The sequence below is a fragment of the Streptomyces sp. NPDC005070 genome, from assembly GCF_053600395.1.
This window is the reverse complement of sequence record NZ_JBSFZS010000070.1, coordinates 21,501-43,729: the sequence shown is the minus strand read 5'-3', so window position 1 is coordinate 43,729 and position 22,229 is coordinate 21,501. Positions and strand designations below refer to the sequence as shown.

Annotated in this window: 18 protein-coding genes; 8 read left to right on the top strand and 10 right to left on the bottom strand. The window is 70.5% G+C overall.

The window, feature by feature from the left end:
• Positions 1–67: 67 nt before the first annotated feature.
• Together ACWEBX_RS23310 and ACWEBX_RS23305 are read right to left on the bottom strand one after the other, a co-directional pair.
• Positions 68–709: a DUF305 domain-containing protein gene (locus ACWEBX_RS23310; RefSeq protein WP_451886743.1), complete on the bottom strand. Its 642-nt coding sequence runs from the start codon at positions 707–709 to the stop codon at positions 68–70.
• Positions 706–1,377, bottom strand: coding sequence for a DUF3105 domain-containing protein (locus tag ACWEBX_RS23305; protein WP_451886742.1), 672 nt, complete (start codon positions 1,375–1,377; stop codon positions 706–708). The genes ACWEBX_RS23310 and ACWEBX_RS23305 overlap by 4 nt, the downstream gene beginning before the upstream one ends.
• A 367-nt stretch (positions 1,378–1,744) precedes the next feature.
• Here ACWEBX_RS23305 and ACWEBX_RS23300 point away from each other — a divergent pair, with 367 nt between their 5' ends.
• Positions 1,745–2,179 (top strand): RrF2 family transcriptional regulator, encoded by a 435-nt coding sequence (locus ACWEBX_RS23300; RefSeq protein ID WP_451886741.1) that lies wholly within the window; start codon positions 1,745–1,747, stop codon positions 2,177–2,179.
• Positions 2,180–2,230: 51 nt separating this feature from the next.
• Here ACWEBX_RS23300 and ACWEBX_RS23295 read toward each other — a convergent pair whose 3' ends face one another.
• Positions 2,231–3,433, bottom strand: coding sequence for a globin domain-containing protein (locus ACWEBX_RS23295; protein ID WP_451886740.1), 1,203 nt, complete (start codon positions 3,431–3,433; stop codon positions 2,231–2,233).
• 325 nt (positions 3,434–3,758) lie between these two features.
• Between ACWEBX_RS23295 and glnA the strand changes: the two genes are divergently transcribed.
• Positions 3,759–5,120: a type I glutamate--ammonia ligase gene (gene glnA, locus ACWEBX_RS23290; RefSeq protein ID WP_385042113.1), complete on the top strand. Its 1,362-nt coding sequence runs from the start codon at positions 3,759–3,761 to the stop codon at positions 5,118–5,120.
• 78 nt (positions 5,121–5,198) lie between these two features.
• Here glnA and ACWEBX_RS23285 read toward each other — a convergent pair whose 3' ends face one another.
• Complete coding sequence (locus tag ACWEBX_RS23285) at positions 5,199–5,471, bottom strand: hypothetical protein (RefSeq protein ID WP_451886739.1); 273 nt, start codon at positions 5,469–5,471, stop codon at positions 5,199–5,201.
• A 523-nt stretch (positions 5,472–5,994) separates the two neighbouring features.
• On the opposite strand from ACWEBX_RS23285, the gene ACWEBX_RS23280 reads away from it, so the two are divergent.
• Positions 5,995–7,215: an LPXTG cell wall anchor domain-containing protein gene (locus tag ACWEBX_RS23280; RefSeq protein ID WP_451886738.1), complete on the top strand. Its 1,221-nt coding sequence runs from the start codon at positions 5,995–5,997 to the stop codon at positions 7,213–7,215.
• Between the two features lie 28 nt (positions 7,216–7,243).
• On the opposite strand, the gene ACWEBX_RS23275 is transcribed toward ACWEBX_RS23280, so the two are convergent.
• The 4 genes from ACWEBX_RS23275 to ACWEBX_RS23260 all read right to left on the bottom strand — a co-directional run bounded on the left by ACWEBX_RS23275 (position 7,244) and on the right by ACWEBX_RS23260 (position 11,222).
• Entirely contained in the window at positions 7,244–8,263 is a 1,020-nt protein-coding gene (locus ACWEBX_RS23275; protein ID WP_451886737.1) for a TolB family protein, read from the bottom strand.
• Entirely contained in the window at positions 8,260–9,774 is a 1,515-nt protein-coding gene (locus ACWEBX_RS23270) for an MFS transporter (protein WP_451886736.1), read from the bottom strand. Before ACWEBX_RS23270 ends, ACWEBX_RS23275 begins: the two co-directional genes overlap by 4 nt.
• Before the next feature lies 1 nt (position 9,775).
• Positions 9,776–10,663, bottom strand: coding sequence for an alkaline phosphatase family protein (locus tag ACWEBX_RS23265; RefSeq protein ID WP_451886735.1), 888 nt, complete (start codon positions 10,661–10,663; stop codon positions 9,776–9,778).
• Positions 10,664–10,784: 121 nt separating this feature from the next.
• Positions 10,785–11,222, bottom strand: a complete 438-nt coding sequence (locus ACWEBX_RS23260) for a VOC family protein (protein ID WP_451886734.1) — start codon at positions 11,220–11,222, stop codon at positions 10,785–10,787.
• Between the two features lie 146 nt (positions 11,223–11,368).
• Here ACWEBX_RS23260 and ACWEBX_RS23255 point away from each other — a divergent pair, with 146 nt between their 5' ends.
• Positions 11,369–14,380, top strand: a complete 3,012-nt coding sequence (locus tag ACWEBX_RS23255) for a bifunctional [glutamine synthetase] adenylyltransferase/[glutamine synthetase]-adenylyl-L-tyrosine phosphorylase (protein ID WP_451886733.1) — start codon at positions 11,369–11,371, stop codon at positions 14,378–14,380.
• Between the two features lie 44 nt (positions 14,381–14,424).
• On the opposite strand, the gene ACWEBX_RS23250 is transcribed toward ACWEBX_RS23255, so the two are convergent.
• Positions 14,425–15,285, bottom strand: coding sequence for a phosphatase PAP2 family protein (locus ACWEBX_RS23250; RefSeq protein WP_451886732.1), 861 nt, complete (start codon positions 15,283–15,285; stop codon positions 14,425–14,427).
• Between the two features lie 131 nt (positions 15,286–15,416).
• Positions 15,417–16,451, bottom strand: coding sequence for a LacI family DNA-binding transcriptional regulator (locus tag ACWEBX_RS23245; RefSeq protein WP_451886731.1), 1,035 nt, complete (start codon positions 16,449–16,451; stop codon positions 15,417–15,419).
• Positions 16,452–16,920: 469 nt separating this feature from the next.
• On the opposite strand from ACWEBX_RS23245, the gene ACWEBX_RS23240 reads away from it, so the two are divergent.
• The 4 genes from ACWEBX_RS23240 (at position 16,921) to ACWEBX_RS23225 (ending at position 22,166) form a co-directional block, all read left to right on the top strand.
• Positions 16,921–18,195, top strand: a complete 1,275-nt coding sequence (locus tag ACWEBX_RS23240; RefSeq protein ID WP_451886730.1) for an extracellular solute-binding protein — start codon at positions 16,921–16,923, stop codon at positions 18,193–18,195.
• 131 nt (positions 18,196–18,326) lie between these two features.
• The gene (locus tag ACWEBX_RS23235) at positions 18,327–19,331 is read left to right on the top strand and encodes a carbohydrate ABC transporter permease (RefSeq protein WP_355768852.1); all 1,005 of its coding nucleotides are present in this window, start codon (positions 18,327–18,329) and stop codon (positions 19,329–19,331) included.
• A 13-nt stretch (positions 19,332–19,344) separates the two neighbouring features.
• Positions 19,345–20,253: a sugar ABC transporter permease gene (locus ACWEBX_RS23230; protein ID WP_451886729.1), complete on the top strand. Its 909-nt coding sequence runs from the start codon at positions 19,345–19,347 to the stop codon at positions 20,251–20,253.
• Between the two features lie 233 nt (positions 20,254–20,486).
• The gene (locus ACWEBX_RS23225; protein ID WP_451886728.1) at positions 20,487–22,166 is read left to right on the top strand and encodes a glycoside hydrolase family 13 protein; all 1,680 of its coding nucleotides are present in this window, start codon (positions 20,487–20,489) and stop codon (positions 22,164–22,166) included.
• The last annotated feature ends 63 nt before the right edge of the window (positions 22,167–22,229 follow it).

Here is a 22,229-nt window from a genome sequence, read left to right as displayed (position 1 = left end):
GGTCCGGGGCACCGCCCCGGACCCGTTCCGCTTCTGTCCCGTCCCGCCCGTCCTTGCCCGGCAGGCCCTAGTCGCGGGCCTTCGCGTCCCGGGCCTTCAGCATGTCGGCCATCAGCTTGATCTCCGACTGCTGGGCGTCGACCATGCCCTGCGCGAGCCGCTTCTCCACGCCGACCGTGCACTTGGCGACACAGCCCTCGGCCATGTGGATACCGCCCTTGTGGTGGTCGGTCATGAGCTGGAGGTAGAAGACCTCGGCCTGCTTCCCGTCGAGCGTGCCGAGCCGCTTCATCTCGGTGTTCGTGGCCATGCCCGGCATCAGCGAGCCGTCCTTGCCGGACGCCATGTCACCCATGCCCATCCAGGTCATCGGCGCGTCCGAGGACACCTTCGGCAGCTCCCACAGGTCGAGCCAGCCGAGCAGCATGCCCCGCTGGTTGGCCTGCGTCTGCGCGATGTCGTACGCGAGACGCCGTACCTCCGTGTCCTTGGTGCGGTCCCGCACGATGTAGGACATCTCGACGGCCTGCTGATGGTGGACCGCCATGTCCCGGGCGAAGCCGGCGTCCGCGGAGTTCGCGGTGGGCACGCGCGTCCCGGAGCCGTCGCCGCTGGCGCCGTCGCCGCCGTCGGCGACCGCGTACGTGATCGCCCCGGCCGCGACGAGAACCGTCGCCGCGGCCCCCGCGATCCACCCGATGTGCCTCACTGGGACAGGCCGTTGGTGCAGGCCGCGCCCGGCTCGGGCGTCTGCTTGCCCTGCACGAAATCGGAGAAGAACGCGTCGACGTTCTTGTCGCTCGCGCCGGTCACCGAGCGCTGCTTGCCCCAGGCGCTCAGCATGATCGGGTCCTTCTGGTCGTCGACCGGGCTCATCAGCGTGTACGGGGTCTTCTTGACCTTGGCCGCGAGCGCCTTCACATCGGCCTCGGACGCCTTGCTGTTGTAGGTCACCCACACCGCACCGTGCTCCAGGGAGTGCACCGCGTTCATGGGGTTCACGGCCTTGGTGTAGACGTCGCCGTTGCAGTTCATCCAGACCTGGTTGTGGTCACCGCCGACCGGCGGCTCCATCGGGTACGACACGGTCTTGGTGACGTGGTTGCGCGACAGGGTGCCCTTCCAGGTCTTCACCCCGTCCGCGCCCGTGACGAAGTGCCCCGACGCCTGCTTCGCGTCGCTCGCGGTGTCCTTCTTGCCGTCGTCCGACTGCGACCGGACGAGCACGACAGCACCGGCGACGAGACCGGCGACGACGACCGTACTGGCCGCGATCACGAGGAACCGGTTGCGCCGCTCGCGGGCGCGCTCGGCGCGGCGCAGCTCCTCGATGCGGGCCTGGCGCGATCCGGTGCTGGTGTTCTTGGCGGAACCCATGGTGAGTCCTTATGAGGATGGGACGGTCGAGTGCGCCGATCGTAATGGGGCACCGAGGGGCACCGGCAAGGAGGGCGCGGGATTGGCCCAGGGAGTGCACGGGATTGGCCGAAGAAAGGGGTGGACGCGGGCGGGGAGGATGTGCACGGCAGGTGGGACCGGGTGGGGCGCGGGCTGGCTCCGCCGGTGGGGAAGCGGGGCTGGGCGCGGGCCGGGCGCGGGCCGGGTCGGCCGACGGGGAAGCGCGGCCGGGCGGGGCCGGCTGGTGGGAAGCCGTGCCGGGGTGGGTCGGTCGACGGGGAAGCCGTGCCGGATGCGCCCGGAAGAAAATTTGAACCGGAGATGCGCATTACCTACTCTGGCGGGTATGCGGTTGCTGCGCTCCACCGACCTGGCCCTTCGCGTCCTGATGCGACTGGCCGTCGCCGACGGCTCGACGCCCACCACGCGCGAGGTCGCGGAGGACATGCTGGTCCCCTACACGCACGCCGCCAAGGTGGTCGCCGAACTCCAGCACCTCGGACTGCTCGACGCCCGGCGCGGCAGGGGAGGCGGTCTCACGCTCACGGAGAAGGGGCGCGGGGAGTCCGTCGGCGCGATCGTGCGCACCTTCGAGGGGGAGGGTGACGTCGTCGAGTGCGAGGGCGACACGCCCTGCCCGCTCGTCTCGGCGTGCCGGCTGCGGGGCGCCCTGCGGCGGGCCCAGGAGGCCTTCTTCGCCTCGCTGGACCCGCTCACGATCGCCGACGTCGTCGCCGAGCCGACGGGGCCGGTGCTGCTGGGCATCACCCGAAGGCCGTAGCGGACCGGCCGGGTCCCCGCCGCCCGGGTCCTGCTAGGTCGCGGACACGGCCTAGCCCTGGGCCAGCCAGAGGTCCGGGCCGAACACTTCGTAGTGGATGTCGGACGCGGGCACGCCCTTGCCGAGGAGCTGGGTCCGTACCGCCCGCATGAAGGGCAGCGGGCCGCACAGGTAGGCGTGCGTGCCCGGCCGCACGGTCACTCCGGAGAGGTCGGCCAGACCGGTCCGCTCGGCGGGGTGGCCCGGCTCGGGCCGCTCGTACCAGAAGTGCGTCTCCGCGTCGGCGAGCTTGCCCGCGAACGCCTCGTGGTCGGCGCGCAGCGCGTGCTCGGCGGGGGAGCGGTCGGCGTGCACGACGGTGACGGGGGCCTTGTGGCCGGAGATCGCGAGCTGCTCCAGCATGGCGATCACCGGGGTGACGCCGATGCCCGCCGAGGCGAGGAGCAGGGGCGCGTCCGTGTCGTCGAGGACCAGGTCGCCGTACGGCGCGGAGACCTGCAGGACGCTGCCCTCGCGGACCTCGGCGTGCAGATGGCTGGAGACCTCGCCCTCGGGGCTCGGCGCGCCGTTCTCGTCGGCGCGTACCCGCTTGACGCTGATCTGACGCACCGGCGAGCCGGGCGCGCCGGAGAGGCTGTACTGGCGGATCTGGCGGGCGCCGTCCGGGAGTTCGACGCCGACGGAGACGTACTGGCCCGCGCGGAAGTCCGGCAGGGGCGCGCCGTCGGCCGGGCGGATCCGGAAGGTGGCGACGTCGGCGGTCTCCTCGACGCGCTCGGTGACCACCCAGGGGCGCGGGGAGCCGTCGTCCGCGTTCTCGTCGTACAGGCGCTTCTCGATGGCGATGAGGGCGTTCGCCATGAGCCAGTAGACCTCGTCCCAGGCGGCGGCGACCTCGGCGGTGACCGCGTCGCCGAGAACCTCGACGATGGCCGCGAAGAGGTGCTCGTGCACGACCTTGTACTGCTCGGGCGCGACACCCAGGGAGGCGTGCTTGTGGGCGATGCGGCTCAGCATCGCGTCGGGCCGCTCGTCGGGGTGCTCGACCAGATAGGTGGCGAAGGCGGCGATGGATCCGGCCAGGGCCTGACGCTGGGTGCCCGCGGCCTGGTTGCCGCGGTTGAACAGGTCGCGGAGCAGCTCGGGGTGGGCGCTGAACAGCCCGGAGTAGAAGCGCTCGGTGATCTCGCCGATGGCGGCGCCGACGACGGGGAGGGTCGCGCGCACGGTGACGGCGGATTGTTCGGACAGCATCAGGACTCCTCAAAGCCGGGGCGGGAGCGGTGGGTTGCGCCGCTCCGCATGGATCGCACACTAATAAAACTTGCATCTGAGATGCAAATTAAGGCTCGGGTGACGGGTGAGTACCGGCCGGGCCTTACGGGTGGGGGTGTGAGCAGGCAGTATGTGCGGCAGAGCAGGACACCTGCCGTACGCGAGGCGTTCAGGCCGAGGTCGCCCGGCCGATCATGGTCCGCAACGCGCATGAAATGCTGTTGTGGTGGGATGCTCAGGTGCGCCGATCGTCTTCGAGGCGTGGGAGCAGGCAGCCTGACCAGCAAGGATGGGGAAGCGGAAGATGGACAAGCAGCAGGAGTTCGTGCTCCGGACGCTGGAGGAGCGTGACATCCGGTTCGTACGTCTGTGGTTCACGGACGTACTCGGCTTCCTGAAGTCGGTGGCCGTGGCCCCGGCCGAACTGGAACAGGCCTTCGACGAGGGCATCGGCTTCGACGGTTCGGCCATCGAGGGCTTCGCCCGCGTGTACGAGTCGGACATGATCGCCAAGCCCGACCCGTCCACCTTCCAGGTGCTGCCCTGGCGCGCCGAGGCCCCCGGCACCGCCCGTATGTTCTGCGACATCCTCATGCCGGACGGCTCCCCGTCCTTCGCGGACCCGCGCTACGTCCTCAAGCGCGCCCTCGCCAAGACCTCGGACCTGGGTTTCACCTTCTACACCCACCCCGAGATCGAGTTCTTCCTGCTGAAGGACCGCCCGCTGGACGGCTCGCGGCCCACCCCGGCCGACAACTCCGGCTACTTCGACCACACCCCGCAGAACGTCGGCCAGGACTTCCGGCGCCAGGCCATCACGATGCTGGAGTCGATGGGCATCTCGGTCGAGTTCAGCCACCACGAGGGCGCCCCCGGCCAGCAGGAGATCGACCTGCGCTACGCCGACGCGCTCTCCACGGCCGACAACATCATGACCTTCCGGCTGATCATGAAGCAGGTCGCGCTGGAGCAGGGTGTCCAGGCCACCTTCATGCCGAAGCCGTTCTCGGAGTACCCGGGCAGCGGTATGCACACCCACCTCTCCCTCTTCGAGGGCGACCGCAACGCGTTCTACGAGTCCGGCGCCGAGTACCAGCTCTCCAAGGTCGGCCGCTCCTTCATCGCGGGCCTGCTCAGGCACTCCGCGGAGATCGCCGCCGTCACCAACCAGTGGGTCAACTCCTACAAGCGCATCTGGGGCGGCTCGGAGCGCACCGCGGGAGCCGGCGGCGAGGCCCCCTCTTACATCTGCTGGGGCCACAACAACCGCTCCGCCCTCGTCCGCGTGCCGATGTACAAGCCCGGCAAGACCGGCTCGGCGCGGGTCGAGGTCCGCTCGATCGACTCGGGCGCGAACCCGTACCTCGCCTACGCGCTGCTCCTGGCCGCGGGCCTGAAGGGCATCGAGGAGGGCTACGAGCTTCCTCCTGGCGCCGACGACGACGTCTGGGCCCTCTCCGACGGCGAGCGCCGCGCCATGGGCATCGAGCCCCTCCCGCAGAACCTCGGCGAGGCCCTGGCCCTGATGCAACGCAGCGAACTCGTCGCCGAAACCCTCGGCGAGCACGTCTTCGACTTCTTCCTCCGCAACAAGAAGGCGGAGTGGGAGGAGTACCGCAGCGAGGTCACCGCGTTCGAGCTGCGGAAGAATCTGCCGGTGCTGTAGGCCACGGCTGGGAACGGACGACGGGCCCGGATCGCTTCGCAGCGGTCCGGGCCCGTCGTGTGTGGCGGCCAGGTGGCGTCAGGCGGTGGGGAATCCGCCCGCGTTGCGCACCTCGGACAGCGCCCGCTTGATGGTGACCTTCGCGAAGTAGCCGGCGCCGAAGAATATGCACTGGACGACGTACCAGAACTTCTCGGCGCCGGTCATCTCGACCAGTCCGTACTCGCTCAGCGCCTTCTTGACGGGGACCTTCTGCATGTAGGCGGCACCGAAGTAGATGCAACCCAGGACGTACCAGAACTTCTCCGCCGACGTGTTGGTGCCCTGACCGAGGTACTGCCGTTCTGCCATGACGCTCTCTGCCTTCCGATGACCGTGGGGTCCGGGGAACGCGCCGATCCGGTCCCTTGCGGGCAGCCTCGGGCGGCAGTCGTGCGCAGGCATGGACGCCTTGAGGCACGCTGAAGCTCGAGTCGAGATGGCGTGGGTGATGCGCAGGTACACGGTGCTGGTCGTTCTGTCGGCCAGCCGCCCCCCGGATGCGCAAGCCGCAGCATAGGGCAAGTCGGCTTGATCGTCACCTGGATATGTCGAGGTCAGGAGCATGATCTGCGGATGGGTGGTGAGGGCATCCGTCTTTTCGGTGAAAGGGTGCGGCACCGGGCTGTCACGACGTCCGAATTGCGGGCGATGTCGTGCCGGGCTCCCGCACTTCTCCCACGCTCCCGCCGCATTTCTCTCCCTCTCTCTCACGCCCTTCCTCTCGCTCTCCTTGGACGGCCGTACAACCCTCGGCGCCCTCCAGGTGTCCAGGACGTGGCCGGACGGAGAAGCTCCGGTCGCCGTCCGTCCGGTCCCACGAGGAGATCCAACCGTGCGCCAGCGCATCCGCCCCTCGCACCTTCGCAAGCCGGCGGCCTTCGTGGCCGCCGCCGCGTTCGTCGCGGCTGTTCCCGCGGTCGTCGCAGCTCCGGCGTACGCCGATCCGGGCGAGGTCTCCCTGGAGATATCGACCCTGGCGAGCGCGTCGCCCAAGCCGGGCGGGGTGTACGACAAGAACGTCGTCGTCACCAACAAGGGCACCGCGGCGGCGGACGGTTTCACCTTCCGGGTCCGGCTGACCCGTGGGCTCGACTTCCCCGAGGCCGTTCAGGGGTGCACGTACTCGACCATCGCCGACCAGGTCAGGCAGGCCGTCTGTGAGCTCGACACGGTCATCGAGCCCGGCGCCTCGGTCGAGACGCCCGTACGGTTCAAGGCGCTGCCCAAGGCGCTGATGGAGGCGGTCGAGTACGGCACCTCGGCCACGGGCGCGCTTCCGGGCGAGGGATTCAGCGAGAGCTACCGGCGCCTCGACCTGACCGCCGACAGCTCGGCCGACCTCGTCGCCCTCGGCGAGGACACCGAGGCGCTGGCGGGCGGCCGGCAGTCCATCAACGTGGGACTCCGCAACGACGGCCCCGGCTGGATCAAGGTCCAGACGAGCGACGACCAGCCGGCGCTCATGGTGCGGATACCGAAGGGCACGACCGCCAGTCAGGTCCCCCACGACTGCCAGCCGTTCGGGATCGACGGGCCGGACGCGCCCGGGGGGACCCCGGGCCGGGCCGTCTACGTCTGCACGCCCGACGACCACACCGTCGAAGTCGGCCAGACCCTCACGTACACCTTCATGCTGGACGTCGCGAAGGGGACGAAGACCACCGACGGCGAGGTGAAGGCGACCTCCGTCTACGACATCCACCCGGACTTCGACAAGAACCCCGCCAACGACACGGCCAAGATCCACGTAGCCATCCCCACCGACAACGAGGAGGACCCCTCCCCGTCGCCCTCCGCCACCGCCCCGGGAACCTCCACCGGCGGCAACGACCCCGAGGGCCAGTCCACCGGCGGCTCCGGCGGCACGGGCGGTACGGGCTCCACGTCGGCCGGCTCCACGGCCGGCGGCTCCACCACCGGTGACGTCGGCGGCAGCCTGGCGAGCACCGGCTCCGACGGCACCCCGGTCCTCGCGGCCGCCGCGGCCGCCGCGGCCGTCCTCGGCGGCGGCCTGGTCCTGGCCGTCCGCCGCCGCACCGGCGCCGGGTCCTGACGGCCCCCTGTCCGGCCCGGTGGAACTCCTAGCCCACGTACGCGGGTGACACGGCCGCGGTGCTGACGCGCCGCGGCTTTCCCGTGCCGTCGGACGGCAGCGTCCACAGGTCGGCGCCGTAGTCGCCGGGGAGGGCGTAGACGAGGGTGTGGTCGTCGTGCCAGACCACCTGGTCGTCGACGCTGCGGGGCTCGGCGAGCGCCGTCTCGTGCCCGGTGCGCAGATCGAGGACGTACAGATGCCAAGGGGCGTCCTTGGGAAGGCCCTTGACGCGCTTCTTGTAGGCGACCCGGATGCCGTCGGGGGAGAGGGACGGGCACTCGACGTTGGTGTGCACGGTGGTGACGGTGCGGGCGGTCAGGTCGCCGCGGACGAGGTAGGTCGTGCCGTGCGTGGCCATGGTGGCGTAGAACCCGCGGTCGTCGTCCGCGAACGTCACACCCCAGAAGTTGACGTCGGCCGACCGGTAGGTCCTGCCGTCCTTCACCACCCGGTACGCCTCCAGCGTCGGCGTCAGCTTCCCCGTACGGGTGTCGACGATCGCCGCCCGGGTGGAGAAGTTCGTGCCCGCGTACGAGTCGCCGCCCACGAACGCCGTCCAGGCGGCGTACCGGCCGCTGGGCGAGACCCGGGCCCGGGACGGGATGCCGGGCACGTCGTAGCGGGCCTTCTCGCGCAGCGAGGCGTCGAGGATCACCGCCCGGTAGGTGTCCTGGACCGCGCCGTGCACCGCCTGGAGGCACACCCCGGTGCCCGAAGCGGCGTGGAAGCGCAGGCACTTGACCTTGGACGCGATGCGCGGAGCCGACGGGTCGGACGCCGGGACGGACGTCAGCTCGTCGCGGTGCGGGCCCCACGCCATGTTCCGGAACACCAGCAGCCGGGAGTCGGTCAGGGAGACCGGCCCCGCGGTGATCCGGGGACCGCCCGGCTGCGCCTGGTTCCGGCGCTCCGCACGGGCCGAGGCGTGCAGCACGGAGGCCGTCGCGACGCCCGCGAGGACGAGCAGGGCCGAGACCAGGACCAGGATGCGGTTGCGCGGCGTCATACGAGGCGGCCTTCCGAAGAGGTGCGGCGGACAGGGCGCAGGCTCAGGGAGAACAGCGCGCACAGGGCCAGCGCCACGGCGGACGCCATGAGTGCCGTACGGTCGCCCCACGCCGTCCAGGCCGCGCCGAAGGCGAGCGAGCAGACGAAGCGCGCCAGTGCCTGACCCGTCTGGACCAGCGCGAGCCCGGACGACCGCAGTTCCTCGGGCACGCTGTCCGAGGCCGCGGCCATGAGCACGCCGTCCGTCGCCGCGTAGAAGCCGCCGTGCAGGAACAGGACGGCGAACGGCAGCGCCGTACCGTGCCAGGACGTCAGCAGCAGGCCGTAGGCGAGGAGCAGGGCGCCGTGGCCGGCCAGGAACACCCGCCACCGGCCGGCCCGGTCCGCGAGCCGGCCCAGCGGGACGGCCAGCAGCAGGAACGCGGCGGCGGTGCCGACGGGCAGCAGCGCGAACCAGCGGTCCGGCACCCCGAGCCTGCGCTGGAGCAGCAGGAACATGAACGAGTCGCTGACCGTGGCGAGCCCGAGCAGGAGCGCGCACAGCGCGATGCCCCGCAGCTCCGGGCGGCGCAGGAGCGCGAGGGCGGCGCGCAGGGTGGGGCGGGGCGCGGGGGGCGCGGCACGTTCGGCGGAGGCGGAGGCGGAGGCGGAAGCGGAGGCGGAGGCCGGGGCGGCGGTGGGCTCGGCCGGTGGTTCCGCCGCGGACGCGGTCCGCGCGGCCGGGGTTTCCGAGACGGGCACGGCCCGCGCCGCGGGTGTTCGCGCCGTGGGCACGGCCCGCGTCGCCGGTCCTTCCGCCACCGACGCGGTCCGCGCTGCCGGTGTCTCCGCCACGGACCCGGCCCCCGCGGCCGGGCCGCCCGGTACGAACAGCACCAGGACCAGGACGCCCACCACGGCCACACAGAAGCTCACCGTGAACACCGCGTCGTAGCCGTCGACGGTCGCCCGGAGGATCAGGAAGGCCACGAGCGGGCCGAGCAGGGCGCCCGCCGTGTCCATCGCGCGATGGACGCCGAAGGCGCGGCCGCGGGTCCCGGGGCTGCTCGACAGGGAGATCAGGGCGTCGCGCGGCGCGGTGCGCAGGCCCTTGCCGGTGCGGTCGGCGGCGAGGACCAGGCCGATGGGGGTCAGGGTCTGGGCCACCAGGAGCAGCGGTTTGCAGGCGGCCGACAGGGCGTATCCGGCGCCCGCCACCCACTTGTGGCGGCCGCCGCCCCGGTCGGCGAGATGGCCCCCGGCCAGGCGGACCAGGGCGGAGAAGCCGTTGTAGATCCCGTCGAGGAGCCCGAAGCCGAGAGGGGACAGGCCGAGGCCCGCCACCAGGTACAGGGGCAGGACGGCCGTCACCATCTCCGAGGAGACGTCGGTGATCAGGCTGACCGTGCCGAGTGCCAGCACCGTGGGCCCGACCGCGGTGAGGCGCCGCCCGGCGCGGGGCCGGGCGGCGCTCTCCGCGGATGCCGCCGCTGTCTCCGGTGTACCGGCGCGGCTGTCCGCAAGGTACATGTCAGGACGTCCAGATGCCCGTGATGTCCTTGGCGGAGGCCGCGTTGCCGGCGTGCGAGAGGCCGTGCATGTCCTCCAGCGTGCGCAGCAGGTCGTAGTGGTTGTACGTGGTGGAGGACGAGGATCCGGCGGTCACCTGCTGGCCGTACAGCACCGTCGGGATCTTGTTGCCGGCGAGCCGGTTGTCCTCGTCGAAGGTGACGACGAGCAGGCTGTTGTGGGTCTTGGCCCAGGTGGCGTACGCACTCAGGTTGTTCTTCAGCCAGGTGTCACCGGTGGACACCGAGCAGTCGTGCATGTCGCTGCACAGGTTCGGGACCACGAAGGAGACCTGCGGAAGCGTCGTGTAGTCCGTCGGGAACTGGGTGAAGGTCTTGGCGCTGGACGTCGGGACGTTGCTGAAGCCGAACCAGGGGTTGTGCTTGCGGGCGTAGTTCCCGCTGCTGCACGTGGTCGAACCCTGGCTGGGCAGCGTCTCGTTGTAGCTGCCCCAGGTCTTGCCCGCGGCGATCAGCTCGGAGGCGAGGTTCGGGGCGGAGGAGAAGCCGGGCGTGTAGCAGCTGTCGTCCGTGATGCCCTGGGTGGAGCCGGAGAACAGGGCGAAGTAGTTGGGCTGGCTCGGGTGCGTCTCGGCGTACGACTGGGAGAGGTTGGCCCCGCCGGTCTTGAGCGAGTTGATGTACGGGGCGCTGGAGGAGCCGATCACCTGGCTGTACGCGTGGTTCTCGAAGACCACGACGACGACGTGGTCCGGGGTCGGGACCGCGGCCGCGGCGTGCGCGGGAGCCGAGCCGGCGAAGCCCGTCCACAGCCCCACCGCGGCGGCGGTGAAGGCGAGGGCGGATGCCACGACGGCACGGCTGCGGGTGTACACGTTTCTGCCGGACACTTCAGACCTCCGGTGGGGGGGAGATACGACGGTGGCGGTGCGGACAGAGCATGCGCACGCCAACATTCCCGCGACCCACGCCCCTCAACCCGAGGGATGAAGATCGGATGAACTGCTCTCGTCAGCGACCGCGGGCCAGTTGGCCCAGCACCTGGTGCAATGGCTCCTTCGCCCGCCGGCGGTACTCCTGGATCGCCCAGCCGTTCCCGTCCGGGTCCTTGAAGTACATGAAGGTGGCCCCGTCCTGCGGGGCGAAGGCGACCGGCTCGCTGACGTCGAGACCGCGGGCGGTCAGCTCCTCGTACGCCGCCGCGGCGTCCTGCACGCAGAGCTGCATCCCGTGGTACGTCCCCGGCCGCGGCGTGCCCGTCGGGATCTCGAGCCCGTCGACGAGCGCGATCGAACACCCGGAGCCGGGCGGCGTGAGCTGGACGATCCGCACCCCCTCCATCACCTCCCCGTCCAGGTCGACATGGAAGCCGACCTTGTCCCGGTAGAACTCCTTGGCCCGGTCCACGTCGGAGACCGGCAGCAGGATCACTTCGAGGGTCATGTCCATGGCTTGACTCCCTTGTCGTACGGCTCATGGCTCTGTCCACAGAAGCCCAGACCGGTGCGGGGCGCCACCCTGGAGACCGGGGTTAGGCTCGCTTCGCACGACCTTGATCCGATGATCCGTGGAGTCCGATCCGACAGGAGGCCGGGATGACGGCGCCGGGGCGCAGGAGCAGTACCTTCACACGGCTGCTGCGGCACGGCTTCACCGATCCGTCGGCGGCCGAGCGGCTCCTGGAGGGGCCCGAACTGGCACCCGTGCGGACCGACCCGGTGCTCCTGGACGCGCTGGGCGCCACCGCCGACCCCGACCTCGCCCTGCTCGGACTCGTCCGGCTCGTCGAGGCCCAGGACGGCCCGCCGGCCCAGCGGGAACTCCTCGACACGCTGATCGCGGCCAAACCGCTGCGGGACCGGCTGCTCGGGGTGCTCGGAGCCTCCGCCGCGCTCGGCGACCATCTCGCCCGGCACCCGCAGGACTGGCAGGCCCTCGTCACCTACGAGGCGCGGGACCTGCATCCCGGGGTCCGGGAGTTCGAGCGGGGACTCGCGGACGCCGCGGACCCCGTCTCGCTGCGCGTCGCCTACCGCCGTTGCCTGCTCTCCATCGCCGCGCGCGACGTGTGCGGCACCACCGACCTCGCCCAGACCGCCGCCGAGCTCGCCGACCTCGCCATCGCGACCCTGCGCGCCGCGCTCGCCATCGCCGGTGCCGCCGCGCCCGACGACGCCGCGCTGTGCCGGCTCGCCGTCATCGCGATGGGCAAGTGCGGGGGACACGAGCTGAACTACGTCTCCGACGTCGACGTGATCTTCGTCGGGGAGGGCACCGAGGGGGCCGACGAGGGGAAGGCCGTGCAGGCGGCCACCCGCCTCGCCTCGCACATGATGCGGATCTGCTCGGAGACGACCGTCGAGGGCAGCATCTGGCCGGTGGACGCCAATCTGCGCCCCGAGGGACGCAACGGCCCCCTGGTGCGCACGCTCAGCAGCCATCTCGCCTACTACCAGCGGTGGGCCAAGACCTGGGAGTTCCAGGCGCTGCTCAAGGCCCGCCCGGTGGCCGGGGACCTGGAGCTGGGCGAGGAGTACGTCGCCACGCTGGCCCCGCTCGTGTGGCACGCCGCCGAGCGGGAGAACTTCGTCGCCGATGTGCAGAAGATGCGGCGCCGGGTCGTGGAGAACATCCCGGCCGCCCAGATCGAACGGGAGCTGAAGCTCGGCCCCGGCGGACTGAGAGACGTCGAATTCGCCGTACAGCTCCTGCAGTTGGTGCACGGCCGGGCCGACACGAGCGTGCGCAGCGGCACCACCCTGGACGCCCTGAAAGCACTCGCCGCGGGCGGATACGTGGGGCGCGCCGACGCCGTACAGCTCGACGACGCGTACCGCTTCCTGCGGTCGATGGAGCACCGCATCCAGCTCTTCCGGCTGCGGCGCACCCATCTGGTGCCGACGGACGAGGCCGATCTGCGCAGGATCGGACGGTCGATGGGCCTGCGCGTCGACCCGGTCAGAGAACTGAACCGGGAGTGGAAGCGGCACGCGGCCATGGTCCGGCGGCTGCACGAGAAGCTGTTCTACCGGCCTTTGCTCGACGCGGTCGCCCAACTGGCGCCGGGCGAGAGCAGGCTGAGCCCGGACGCGGCCAGGGAGCGGCTCGTCGCCCTCGGGTACGCCGATCCGGCGTCCGCCATGCGCCACCTGGAGGCGCTGGCCTCCGGGGTCAGCCGCAAGGCCGCCATCCAACGGACCCTGCTCCCGGTGCTGCTGGGCTGGTTCGCGGACTCCGCGGACCCCGACGCCGGTCTGCTGAACTTCCGCAAGGTGTCGGACGCGCTGGGCAAGACCCCCTGGTATCTGCGGCTGTTGAGGGACGAGGGAGCCGCCGCGGAGAACCTCGCGCGGGTGCTGTCGGCGGGCCGGCTCGCCCCCGACCTGCTGATGCGCGCGCCGGAGGCGGTGGCCCTGCTGGGCGACGGGGACAGCGGCGGCCTGGAGCCGCGCGGCCGGGCCCAGCTCGAGCAGGAGATCCTCGCCGCGGTGCGCCGGGCGGACGGCGGCGAGCAGGCCGTGACCGTCGTGCGCGGTGTCAGGCGCCGGGAGCTGTTCCGTATCGCCGCGACGGACATCGTCGCCTCGTACGGGACGGAGGAGACGCCTGCCGTCGCCGATCAGGGGGCGCTGGTCGACCTCGTCGGCGGTGCGGTCTCGGACCTGACGGCGGCGACGCTCGCGGGCACCCTGCGGGCCGTGGTGCGGGACGGCTGGGGCGACACGCTGCCCACCCGGTTCGCGGTGATCGGGATGGGCCGCTTCGGCGGCCACGAGCTCGGCTACGGTTCCGACGCGGACGTGCTCTTCGTGCACGAGCCCCGCGAGGGCGTGGACGAGCAGGAGGCGGCGCGGGCCGCGAACGCCGTGGTGTCCGAGATGCGGCGGCTGCTCCAGCTCCCCAGCGCGGATCCGCCGCTGCTGATCGACGCGGATCTGCGGCCCGAGGGAAAGTCCGGGCCGCTGGTACGGACCCTGAAGTCGTACGAGGCGTACTACCGGCGCTGGTCGCTGGTGTGGGAGTCGCAGGCGCTGCTGCGGGCGGAGGTCGTGGCCGGGGACGCGGACCTGGGGAGCCGGTTCATCGAGCTCGTCGCCCCGCTCAGGTATCCGGCGGAGGGCCTGGGCGAGGAGGCCGTACGGGAGATCCGGCGGCTGAAGGCCCGGATGGAGTCGGAGCGGATGCCGCGCGGCGCCGACCCCACCCTGCACACCAAGCTGGGGCGCGGCGGTCTCTCCGACGTGGAGTGGACGGTCCAGCTCATCCAGCTCCGGCACGGCTGGGCCGAGCCGGGCCTCAGGACGACCCGGACCCGCCAGGCGCTGGCCGCGGCGAGCGCGGCGGACCTGCTGTCGACGGAGGACGCGGCGACGCTGGACGAGGCCTGGGTGCTGGCCACCCGGGTGCGCAACGCCGTCATGCTCGTCCGGGGCAGGGCCGGCGACACCTTCCCCTCGGACGGGCGGGAGCTGGCCGCCGTGGGCCGCTATCTCGGATACGACCCGGGGCACGTCGGAGACATGCTCGACGACTACCGGCGCACCACCCGGCGGGCCCGGGCCGTGGTGGACGAACTGTTCTACGGGTCGGCACCCGGCGGTCACTGAACGTCACCGCCCGGGTGGTCGCCCGTCGCCAGGGCGGGCGGTGATCACTCCGTCGTCCGCAGGACCGGTGCCCCGCGTGTGCCCGGTACCCACTGCGGCAGCGCGTACGGCAGCGCGCCGTGCCACAGGCGGGTCACCAGGAAGCCGAAGGCGAGGCAGAGCAGGCCGCCCACCGCGTCCAGCCAGAAGTGGTTGGCGGTGGCGACGATGACCACGAGGGTGGCCGCCGGGTAGAGGACGCCGAGGATGCGTGCCCAGGGGGCCTTGGCCAGCGCGAAGACGGTCAGCCCGCACCACAGGGCCCAGCCGATGTGCATGGACGGCATCGCGGCGTACTGGTTGGACATGTGTTTCAGGTCGCCGGAGGCCATCGAGCCCCAGGTCTGGTGGACCATGACCGTGTCGACGAAGGTACTGCCGGTCATCAGACGGGGTGGCGCGAGCGGGAAGAAGTAGTAGCCGACGAGAGCCACCACCGTGGTGGCGAGAAGCGCGAGACGGGCCGCCGCATAGCGGCCGGGATGACAGCGGTACAGCCAGACCAGGACACTCAGCGTCACCACGAAGTGCAGGGTCGCGTAGTAGTAGTTCATCCCGATGATCAGCCACCCGACCGAGTTCACGGCATGGTTGACCGATTCCTCGACGGCGATGCCGAGGTGGTGCTCCATCCGCCAGATCCAGTCCGCGTTGCGGAGCGCTTCGTGTCTCTGCTCCGGCACGGCGTTGCGGATCAGTGAGTACGTCCAGTAACTCATGGCGATGAGCAGGACTTCGAACCAGAGGCGGGGGCGACGCGGGCTCCGCATACGGCGCAGGAGTCTGTTCCCCGCGTTCTCCTCCGCGACGGGTTGTGGAGTGGCCTGATCCCGGCCTTCCAGTGTCGTCACGGTCGAATCACCCATAGGCACAGAGTCTGCCAGAAAAGCCTTCCCTCACCGATGATGCTCTGGTCGGGTCCTGGCCGCATTTTCTACGCCCGCGGGAGTGCTTCGCCCCCTTTGTCGTCCTTCTCGGGGGTGATGTGCCGTCCTGCTCAGGGACGATTCCGGTCCCCGGGGGCAGAAGCGGTCGAACCGCGCACCACGAGTTCCGGCATGAACACGAACTCGCTGTGCGGCGCGGGCGTCCCGCCGATCTCCTCCAGCAGCGTGCGCACCGCGGCCTGGCCCATCGCCGGCACCGGCTTGCGGACCGTCGTGAGCGGCGGGTCGGTGAAGGCGATCAGCGGAGAGTCGTCGAATCCCACGACCGAGATGTCCGTGGGGACCTCCAGGCCGCGCTGGCGTGCCGCCCGTATCGCGCCGAGCGCCATCATGTCGCTGGCACAGACGATCGCCGTGCAGTCGCGGTCCATGAGGGCGTTCGCGGCGGCCTGGCCGCCCTCCAGCGTGTACAGCGAGTGCTGGACCAGTCGCTCCTCGACGTCTGCGGGGTTCAGGTCGAACTGCTCCTGCATCGAGCGCACGAAGCCCTCGATCTTGCGCTGCACCGGCACGAACCGCTTGGGGCCGAGGGCCAGTCCGATGTTGGTGTGCCCGAGGGAGGCGAGGTGGGTGACCGCGAGGGCCATCGCGGCACGATCGTCCGGGGAGATGAACGGCGCCTGCACCTTGGGCGAAAAGCCGTCGACCAGGACGAAGGGGACACCGCGGCCCCGCAGTTGTTCGTACCGCTGCATGTCGGCCGAGGTGTCGGCGTGCAGTCCGGAGACGAAGATGATGCCGGCGACCCCGCGGTCGACCAGCATCTCGGTCAGCTCGTCCTCGGTGGAGCCGCCCGGGGTCTGGGTCGCGAGCACGGGGGTGTAGCCCTGACGCGTCAGGGCCTGCCCGATCACCTGCGCGAGGGCAGGGAATATCGGGTTCTCCAGCTCGGGGGTTATGAGGCCCACCAGGCCCTCGCTGCGCTGGCGCAGGCGCACCGGGCGCTCGTAGCCCAGGACGTCGAGCGCGGCCAGTACGGACTGGCGCGTGGTCGCGGCGACGCCCGGCTTTCCGTTCAGGACGCGACTGACAGTCGCCTCACTGACCCCCGCCTGGGCTGCGATGTCGGCAAGCCGTGTGGTCACAGGATTGGACTGTACCGGTCGCATCTCGCCCTGCCCACCAACCAGACGCCGTGTGCGGGCGGTTGCTCGGCCCGCTCCGGGCTGCTGCGTCATCGCGCTCCCTCGTGTTCTGGTCGGCTCGGTGTCCCGTGCGTGCGCCGCGCGGGAAGGGGTGGCTCCTGCAAGGCGTTGACGGGCCGATGATCCCCGTGCGCGCCCCCCATGGCAAGAGCTTGCAGAGTCTTGCACAGAGGTTCGGATGTCCGCTGAGCGGCCCGGTAGCAGGGTTGCGTGACGGCCGCCGCGAGGTCACGGGCCCATAACTGTCGTCAGCTCTTGCACTTTTTTGCTGCAAAACCTTTCGCGCCGCTTACAACGCTGTTACGTTCACGTCGCCCGGCGGACGCAACGGCGCAGTCGGCAAGTCGGCAAGGGGATCGGGCGGGACCGATCACCCACCTACTCGGGCTTTCACCCTCAAGGAGATCTCATGCGGCGTGGCATAGCGGCCACCGCGCTGGTGGCGTCCATCGCCCTCGCGGCGACGGCCTGCGGCGGCAGTGACAGCAGCGACGACAAGTCTGCCGGTCCCACCACCATCACCTGGTGGGACACCTCCAACGCCACCAATGAGGCGCCGACGTACAAGGCCCTGGCCAAGGAGTTCGAGAAGGCCAACCCGACCATCAAGGTCAAGTACGTCAACGTGCCCTTCGACCAGGCGCAGAACAAGTTCGACACGGCCGCCGGTGCCTCCGGCGCCCCGGACATCCTGCGCTCCGAGGTCGGCTGGACCCCGGCCTTCGCGAAGAAGGGCTACTTCCTGCCGCTCGACGGCACCGCGGCCCTCGCGGACCAGGCGAAGTTCCAGCCCAACCTGATCGAGCAGGCGAAGTACGACGGCAAGACGTACGGTGTGCCGTTCGTCACCGACACCCTCGCGCTCGTCTACAACAAGGCGCTGTTCGAGAAGGCCGGCATCAAGGAGGCCCCGAAGACCTGGGGCGACCTGAAGACCGCCGCCGCGACGATCAAGAAGAAGACGGGCGTCGACGGCTACTGGGGCTCGACCCAGGCCTACTACGCGCAGTCCTTCCTCTACGGCGAGGGCACGAACACCGTCGACGCCACCGCGAAGAAGATCACGGTGAACTCGCCCGAGGCCAAGAAGGCCTTCGGCACCTGGCAGGGTCTGTTCTCGGGCAAGGGCCTGCACAAGGCGGACACCACCGCCGACGCGTACGCCCACATCCAGGACGCCTTCGTCAACGGCAAGGTCGCCGCGATCGTCCAGGGCCCGTGGGAGATCACCAACTTCTACAAGGGCTCGGCCTTCGCGGACAAGGCGAACCTCGGTATCGCCACCGTCCCGGCCGGCTCCACCGGAAAGGCGGGCGCCCCGACCGGCGGCCACAACCTCTCCGTGTACGCGGGTTCGGACAAGGCCCACCAGGAGGCCTCGCTGAAGTTCGTGAACTTCATGACCTCCGCGAAGTCGCAGTCGACGATCGCGCTCAAGAACTCCACGCTGCCGACGCGTGACGACGCCTACACCGCCGAGGTCAAGGCCGACCCGGGCATCGCCGGCTACCAGGGCGTCCTCCCCGCCGCCCAGCCGCGCCCGGCGCTGCCCGAGTACGGCTCCCTGTGGGGCCCGCTCGACACCGAGCTGCCGAAGATCGCGGGTGGCAAGGAGTCCCTGGACAAGGGCCTGAGCAACGCCGAACTGGCGATCGCCAAGCTGGTCCCGGACTTCAGCAAGTGAGCCCGTGTGGCCGCCGGATCCTTCCCCGGCCCGACTTCCGTCGGGCCGGGGGAACCCCCACAGTGGGGAACGGACCCGGCGGCCACCGGCTGTGTGCGCCCAACTCCTGATCTTGCAGAAGGTGTCGAACCATGACAGTCGCCATCGACCGCGCGACCGGCAAGCGCCGCGGTGACCGAGCACCGCGTCCCGGCCGGATGCAGCGTCTCAAGCACTCGTACCAGAAGTACTGGTACGCGTACGCGATGATCGCCCCGGTCGTCGTCGTACTCGGCGGATTGGTGCTCTATCCCCTGGTACGGGGCCTCTATCTGACGCTGACGGACGCGAACAGCCTCAACTCGGCCCGCACGATCGGCGTCAACCACATCGACGCCACCTACAAGTTCATCGGTCTGGACAACTACAAGGACATCCTGTGGGGTCCGACGTCGTACGACCGCTTCTGGTCGCACTTCATCTGGACCATCGCCTGGACCGTCATCTGCGTCGCCCTGCACTACTGCGTCGGCCTGGGCCTCGCGCTGCTGCTCAACCAGAAGCTGCGCGGCCGTACGGTCTACCGGCTGATCCTGGTGCTGCCCTGGGCCGTGCCGACCTTCGTCACCGTGTTCGGCTGGCGCTTCATGCTCGCCGACGGCGGCATCATCAACTCCATGCTCGACGCGGTGCACCTGCCGGCGCCCGCGTGGCTGGAGGACACCTTCTGGCAGCGCTTCGCCGCGATCATGGTCAACACCTGGTGCGGCGTGCCGTTCATGATGGTCTCGCTGCTCGGCGGACTGCAGTCCATCGACGGGACGCTCTACGAGGCCGCGGAGATGGACGGCGCCAACAAGTGGCAGCAGTTCCGCTTCGTGACCCTGCCGGGCCTCAGGTCGGTCAGCTCCACCGTCGTGCTCCTCGGCATCATCTGGACCTTCAACCAGTTCGCCGTGATCTTCCTGCTCTTCGGCAGCACCGCGCCGGACGCGCAGATCCTCGTCACCTGGGCCTACTACCTCGGCTTCGGACAGCAGCCGCGTGACTTCGCCCAGTCGGCGGCCTACGGCATGCTGCTGCTGGCCATCCTGATCGTCTTCACCTCCTTCTACCGCCGCTGGCTGAACCGCAATGACCAGCAGCTCGCGATCTGAGGCGGGAGTCTCCATGAGTACCACCACACTGCAGACGCCTCCGGCCGACCAGGCCACCAGGTCCGCCGAGTCGCCCCGCCCGGCGCGCGGGCGCGGCCGGCGCGGCCTCCTCGGCTCGCTGGTCTCCCACGGCATCCTGACCGTCGCGAGCCTGGTCGCGCTGTTCCCGATCGCCTGGCTGGTCTTCCTGTCCCTCGGTCCGGACCAGGACGACTACCTGCACCCCGGACGCATCTGGCACACGATGACGTTCGGCAACTACTCCTTCGTGCTCCAGCACACGAACTTCTTCGCGTGGATGAAGAGTTCGCTCATCGTGTCGCTCGGCACCACGGTCATCGGCGTGATGGTCGCGGCCACCACGGGCTACGCGGTCTCGCGCATGCGCTTCCCCGGCTACAAGAAGTTCATGTGGGTCCTGCTGGTCACCCAGATGTTCCCGATCGCCGTACTGATCGTGCCGATGTACCAGATCCTCTCGGACCTGCAGCTCATCGACAACTACTTCGGCCTGATCCTCGTCTACTGCTCGACGGCGGTGCCCTACAGCGCCTGGCTGCTCAAGGGCTACTTCGACACCATCCCGTTCGAGATCGACGAGGCCGGCCGGGTCGACGGACTGAGCCCCTTCGGCACCTTCTTCCGGCTGATCCTGCCGCTCGCCAAGCCGGGTCTCGCGGTGGCCGCGTTCTACAACTTCATCACCGCGTTCGGTGAGGTCGCCTTCGCCTCGACGTTCATGCTGGACGACTCGAAGTACACCTTCGCCGTCGGCCTCCAGAGCTTCGTCAGCGAGCACGACGCGCAGCGCAACCTGATGGCGGCCACCGCCGTGCTGGTCGCGATACCCGTCTCCGCCTTCTTCTACCTCGTGCAGAAGAACCTGGTGACCGGACTCACCGCGGGCGGCACGAAGGGCTGATCCGCGAGGACGCCCCCGAACGCCCCAGTCTCCCGCGCGCTCATCGCGCGCGGGTGGCGGCCGCGGTGCCCATCCGACCCCGCCAGTACCGCGGCCGCCTCATCCCCCCGCCCCGACGCCTTCTGCCCCGTGCTCCCGGCCTCGCGTGAGCAGGGGTCTGCCCCCACAGCCGAATTCCTCCCCATCGCCCGGCAGCGCCCGGACGCGGGGACCCTCATCGCATCAAGGACGCCATGAGCCAGCACTCCGCCGACCAGGCCCCGAACTCCGTTCTCGCCACCGTCGCCGCGCATCGCGACTGGTGGCGCGACGCGGTGATCTACCAGGTCTATCCGCGCAGCTTCGCCGACAGCAACGGCGACGGCATGGGCGACCTGGAGGGCGTACGTTCCCGACTCCCGTACCTGCGCGACCTCGGCGTGGACGCCGTGTGGCTCAGCCCGTTCTACGCCTCGCCGCAGGCCGACGCCGGCTACGACGTGGCGGACTACCGGGCCGTCGACCCCATGTTCGGCAACCTGCTGGACGCCGACGCCCTGATCCGCGACGCCCACGGTCTCGGGCTGCGGATCATCGTCGACCTCGTGCCCAACCACTCCTCCGACCAGCACGAGTGGTTCAAGCGCGCGCTGCGCGAGGGCCCCGGCTCCTCGCTGCGCGACCGCTACCACTTCCGCCCCGGCAAGGGCGAGAACGGCGAACTGCCGCCCAACGACTGGGAGTCCATCTTCGGCGGCCCGGCCTGGACCCGGGTCACCGAGCCCGACGGCACCGCCGGCGAGTGGTACCTGCACCTCTTCGCGCCCGAGCAGCCCGACTTCAACTGGGAACACCCGGCCGTGGGCGACGAGTTCCGCTCGATCCTGCGGTTCTGGCTGGACATGGGCGTCGACGGCTTCCGTATCGACGTCGCGCACGGCATGGTCAAGGCGGAGGGCCTCCCGGACCTCGGCGACCACGACCAGCTGAAACTGCTGGGCAACGATGTCATGCCGTTCTTCGACCAGGACGGCGTGCACGACATCTACCGCCAGTGGCGCACGATCCTCGACGAGTACTCGGGCGAGCGCATCTTCGTCGCCGAGGCGTGGACGCCCACCGTCGAGCGCACCGCGAACTACGTGCGCCCCGACGAGCTGCACCAGGCCTTCAACTTCCAGTACCTGGGCTCCCACTGGGAAGCCGAGGAGCTGCGCGCGGTGATCGACCGCACGCTCGACGCGATGCGTCCGGTGGGCGCGCCCTCCACCTGGGTGCTGTCCAACCACGACGTGACCCGGCACGCCACCCGCTTCGCCAACGAGGCCGGCCTCGGCACCCAGATCCGCACCGCGGGCGACCGGGAGCTCGGCCTGCGCCGGGCCCGCGCGGCGAGCCTGCTGATGCTGGCGCTGCCCGGCTCCGCCTACGTGTACCAGGGCGAGGAGCTCGGCCTGCCCGACGTCGTCGACCTGCCGGACGAGGCGCGCCAGGACCCGGCCTTCTTCCGGGGCGCCGGACAGGACGGCTTCCGCGACGGCTGCCGGGTGCCGATCCCGTGGACCCGCACCGGCCCGTCGTACGGCTTCGGTGACGGCGGAAGCTGGCTGCCGCAGCCGGCCGAGTGGGCCGAGCTGAGCGTCGAGGCGCAGAGCGGTGTCGCGGGCTCCACCCTGGAGCTGTACCGCGACGCGCTGGCCGTGCGGCGGGAGCGCGCCGACCTCGGCGCGGGCGACACCGTCACGTGGCTGACCGCCCCGGAGGGCGTACTCGCCTTCCGGCGCGGTGACTTCGTGTGCACCGCGAACACCGGGTCCAAGACCGTGACCGTCCCCGCGTACGGCCGGGTGCTCGTCGCCAGCGGCGAGGTGACCGTGTCGCAGGACGGCCAGGTGAAGCTGCCCGCCGACACCACGGTCTGGTGGGCCGTCTGACCCACGCGTGACCTGACCCGCGCGTGATCCGACCCGCGCGGAAGCGGTACCCCGGTCCTGACC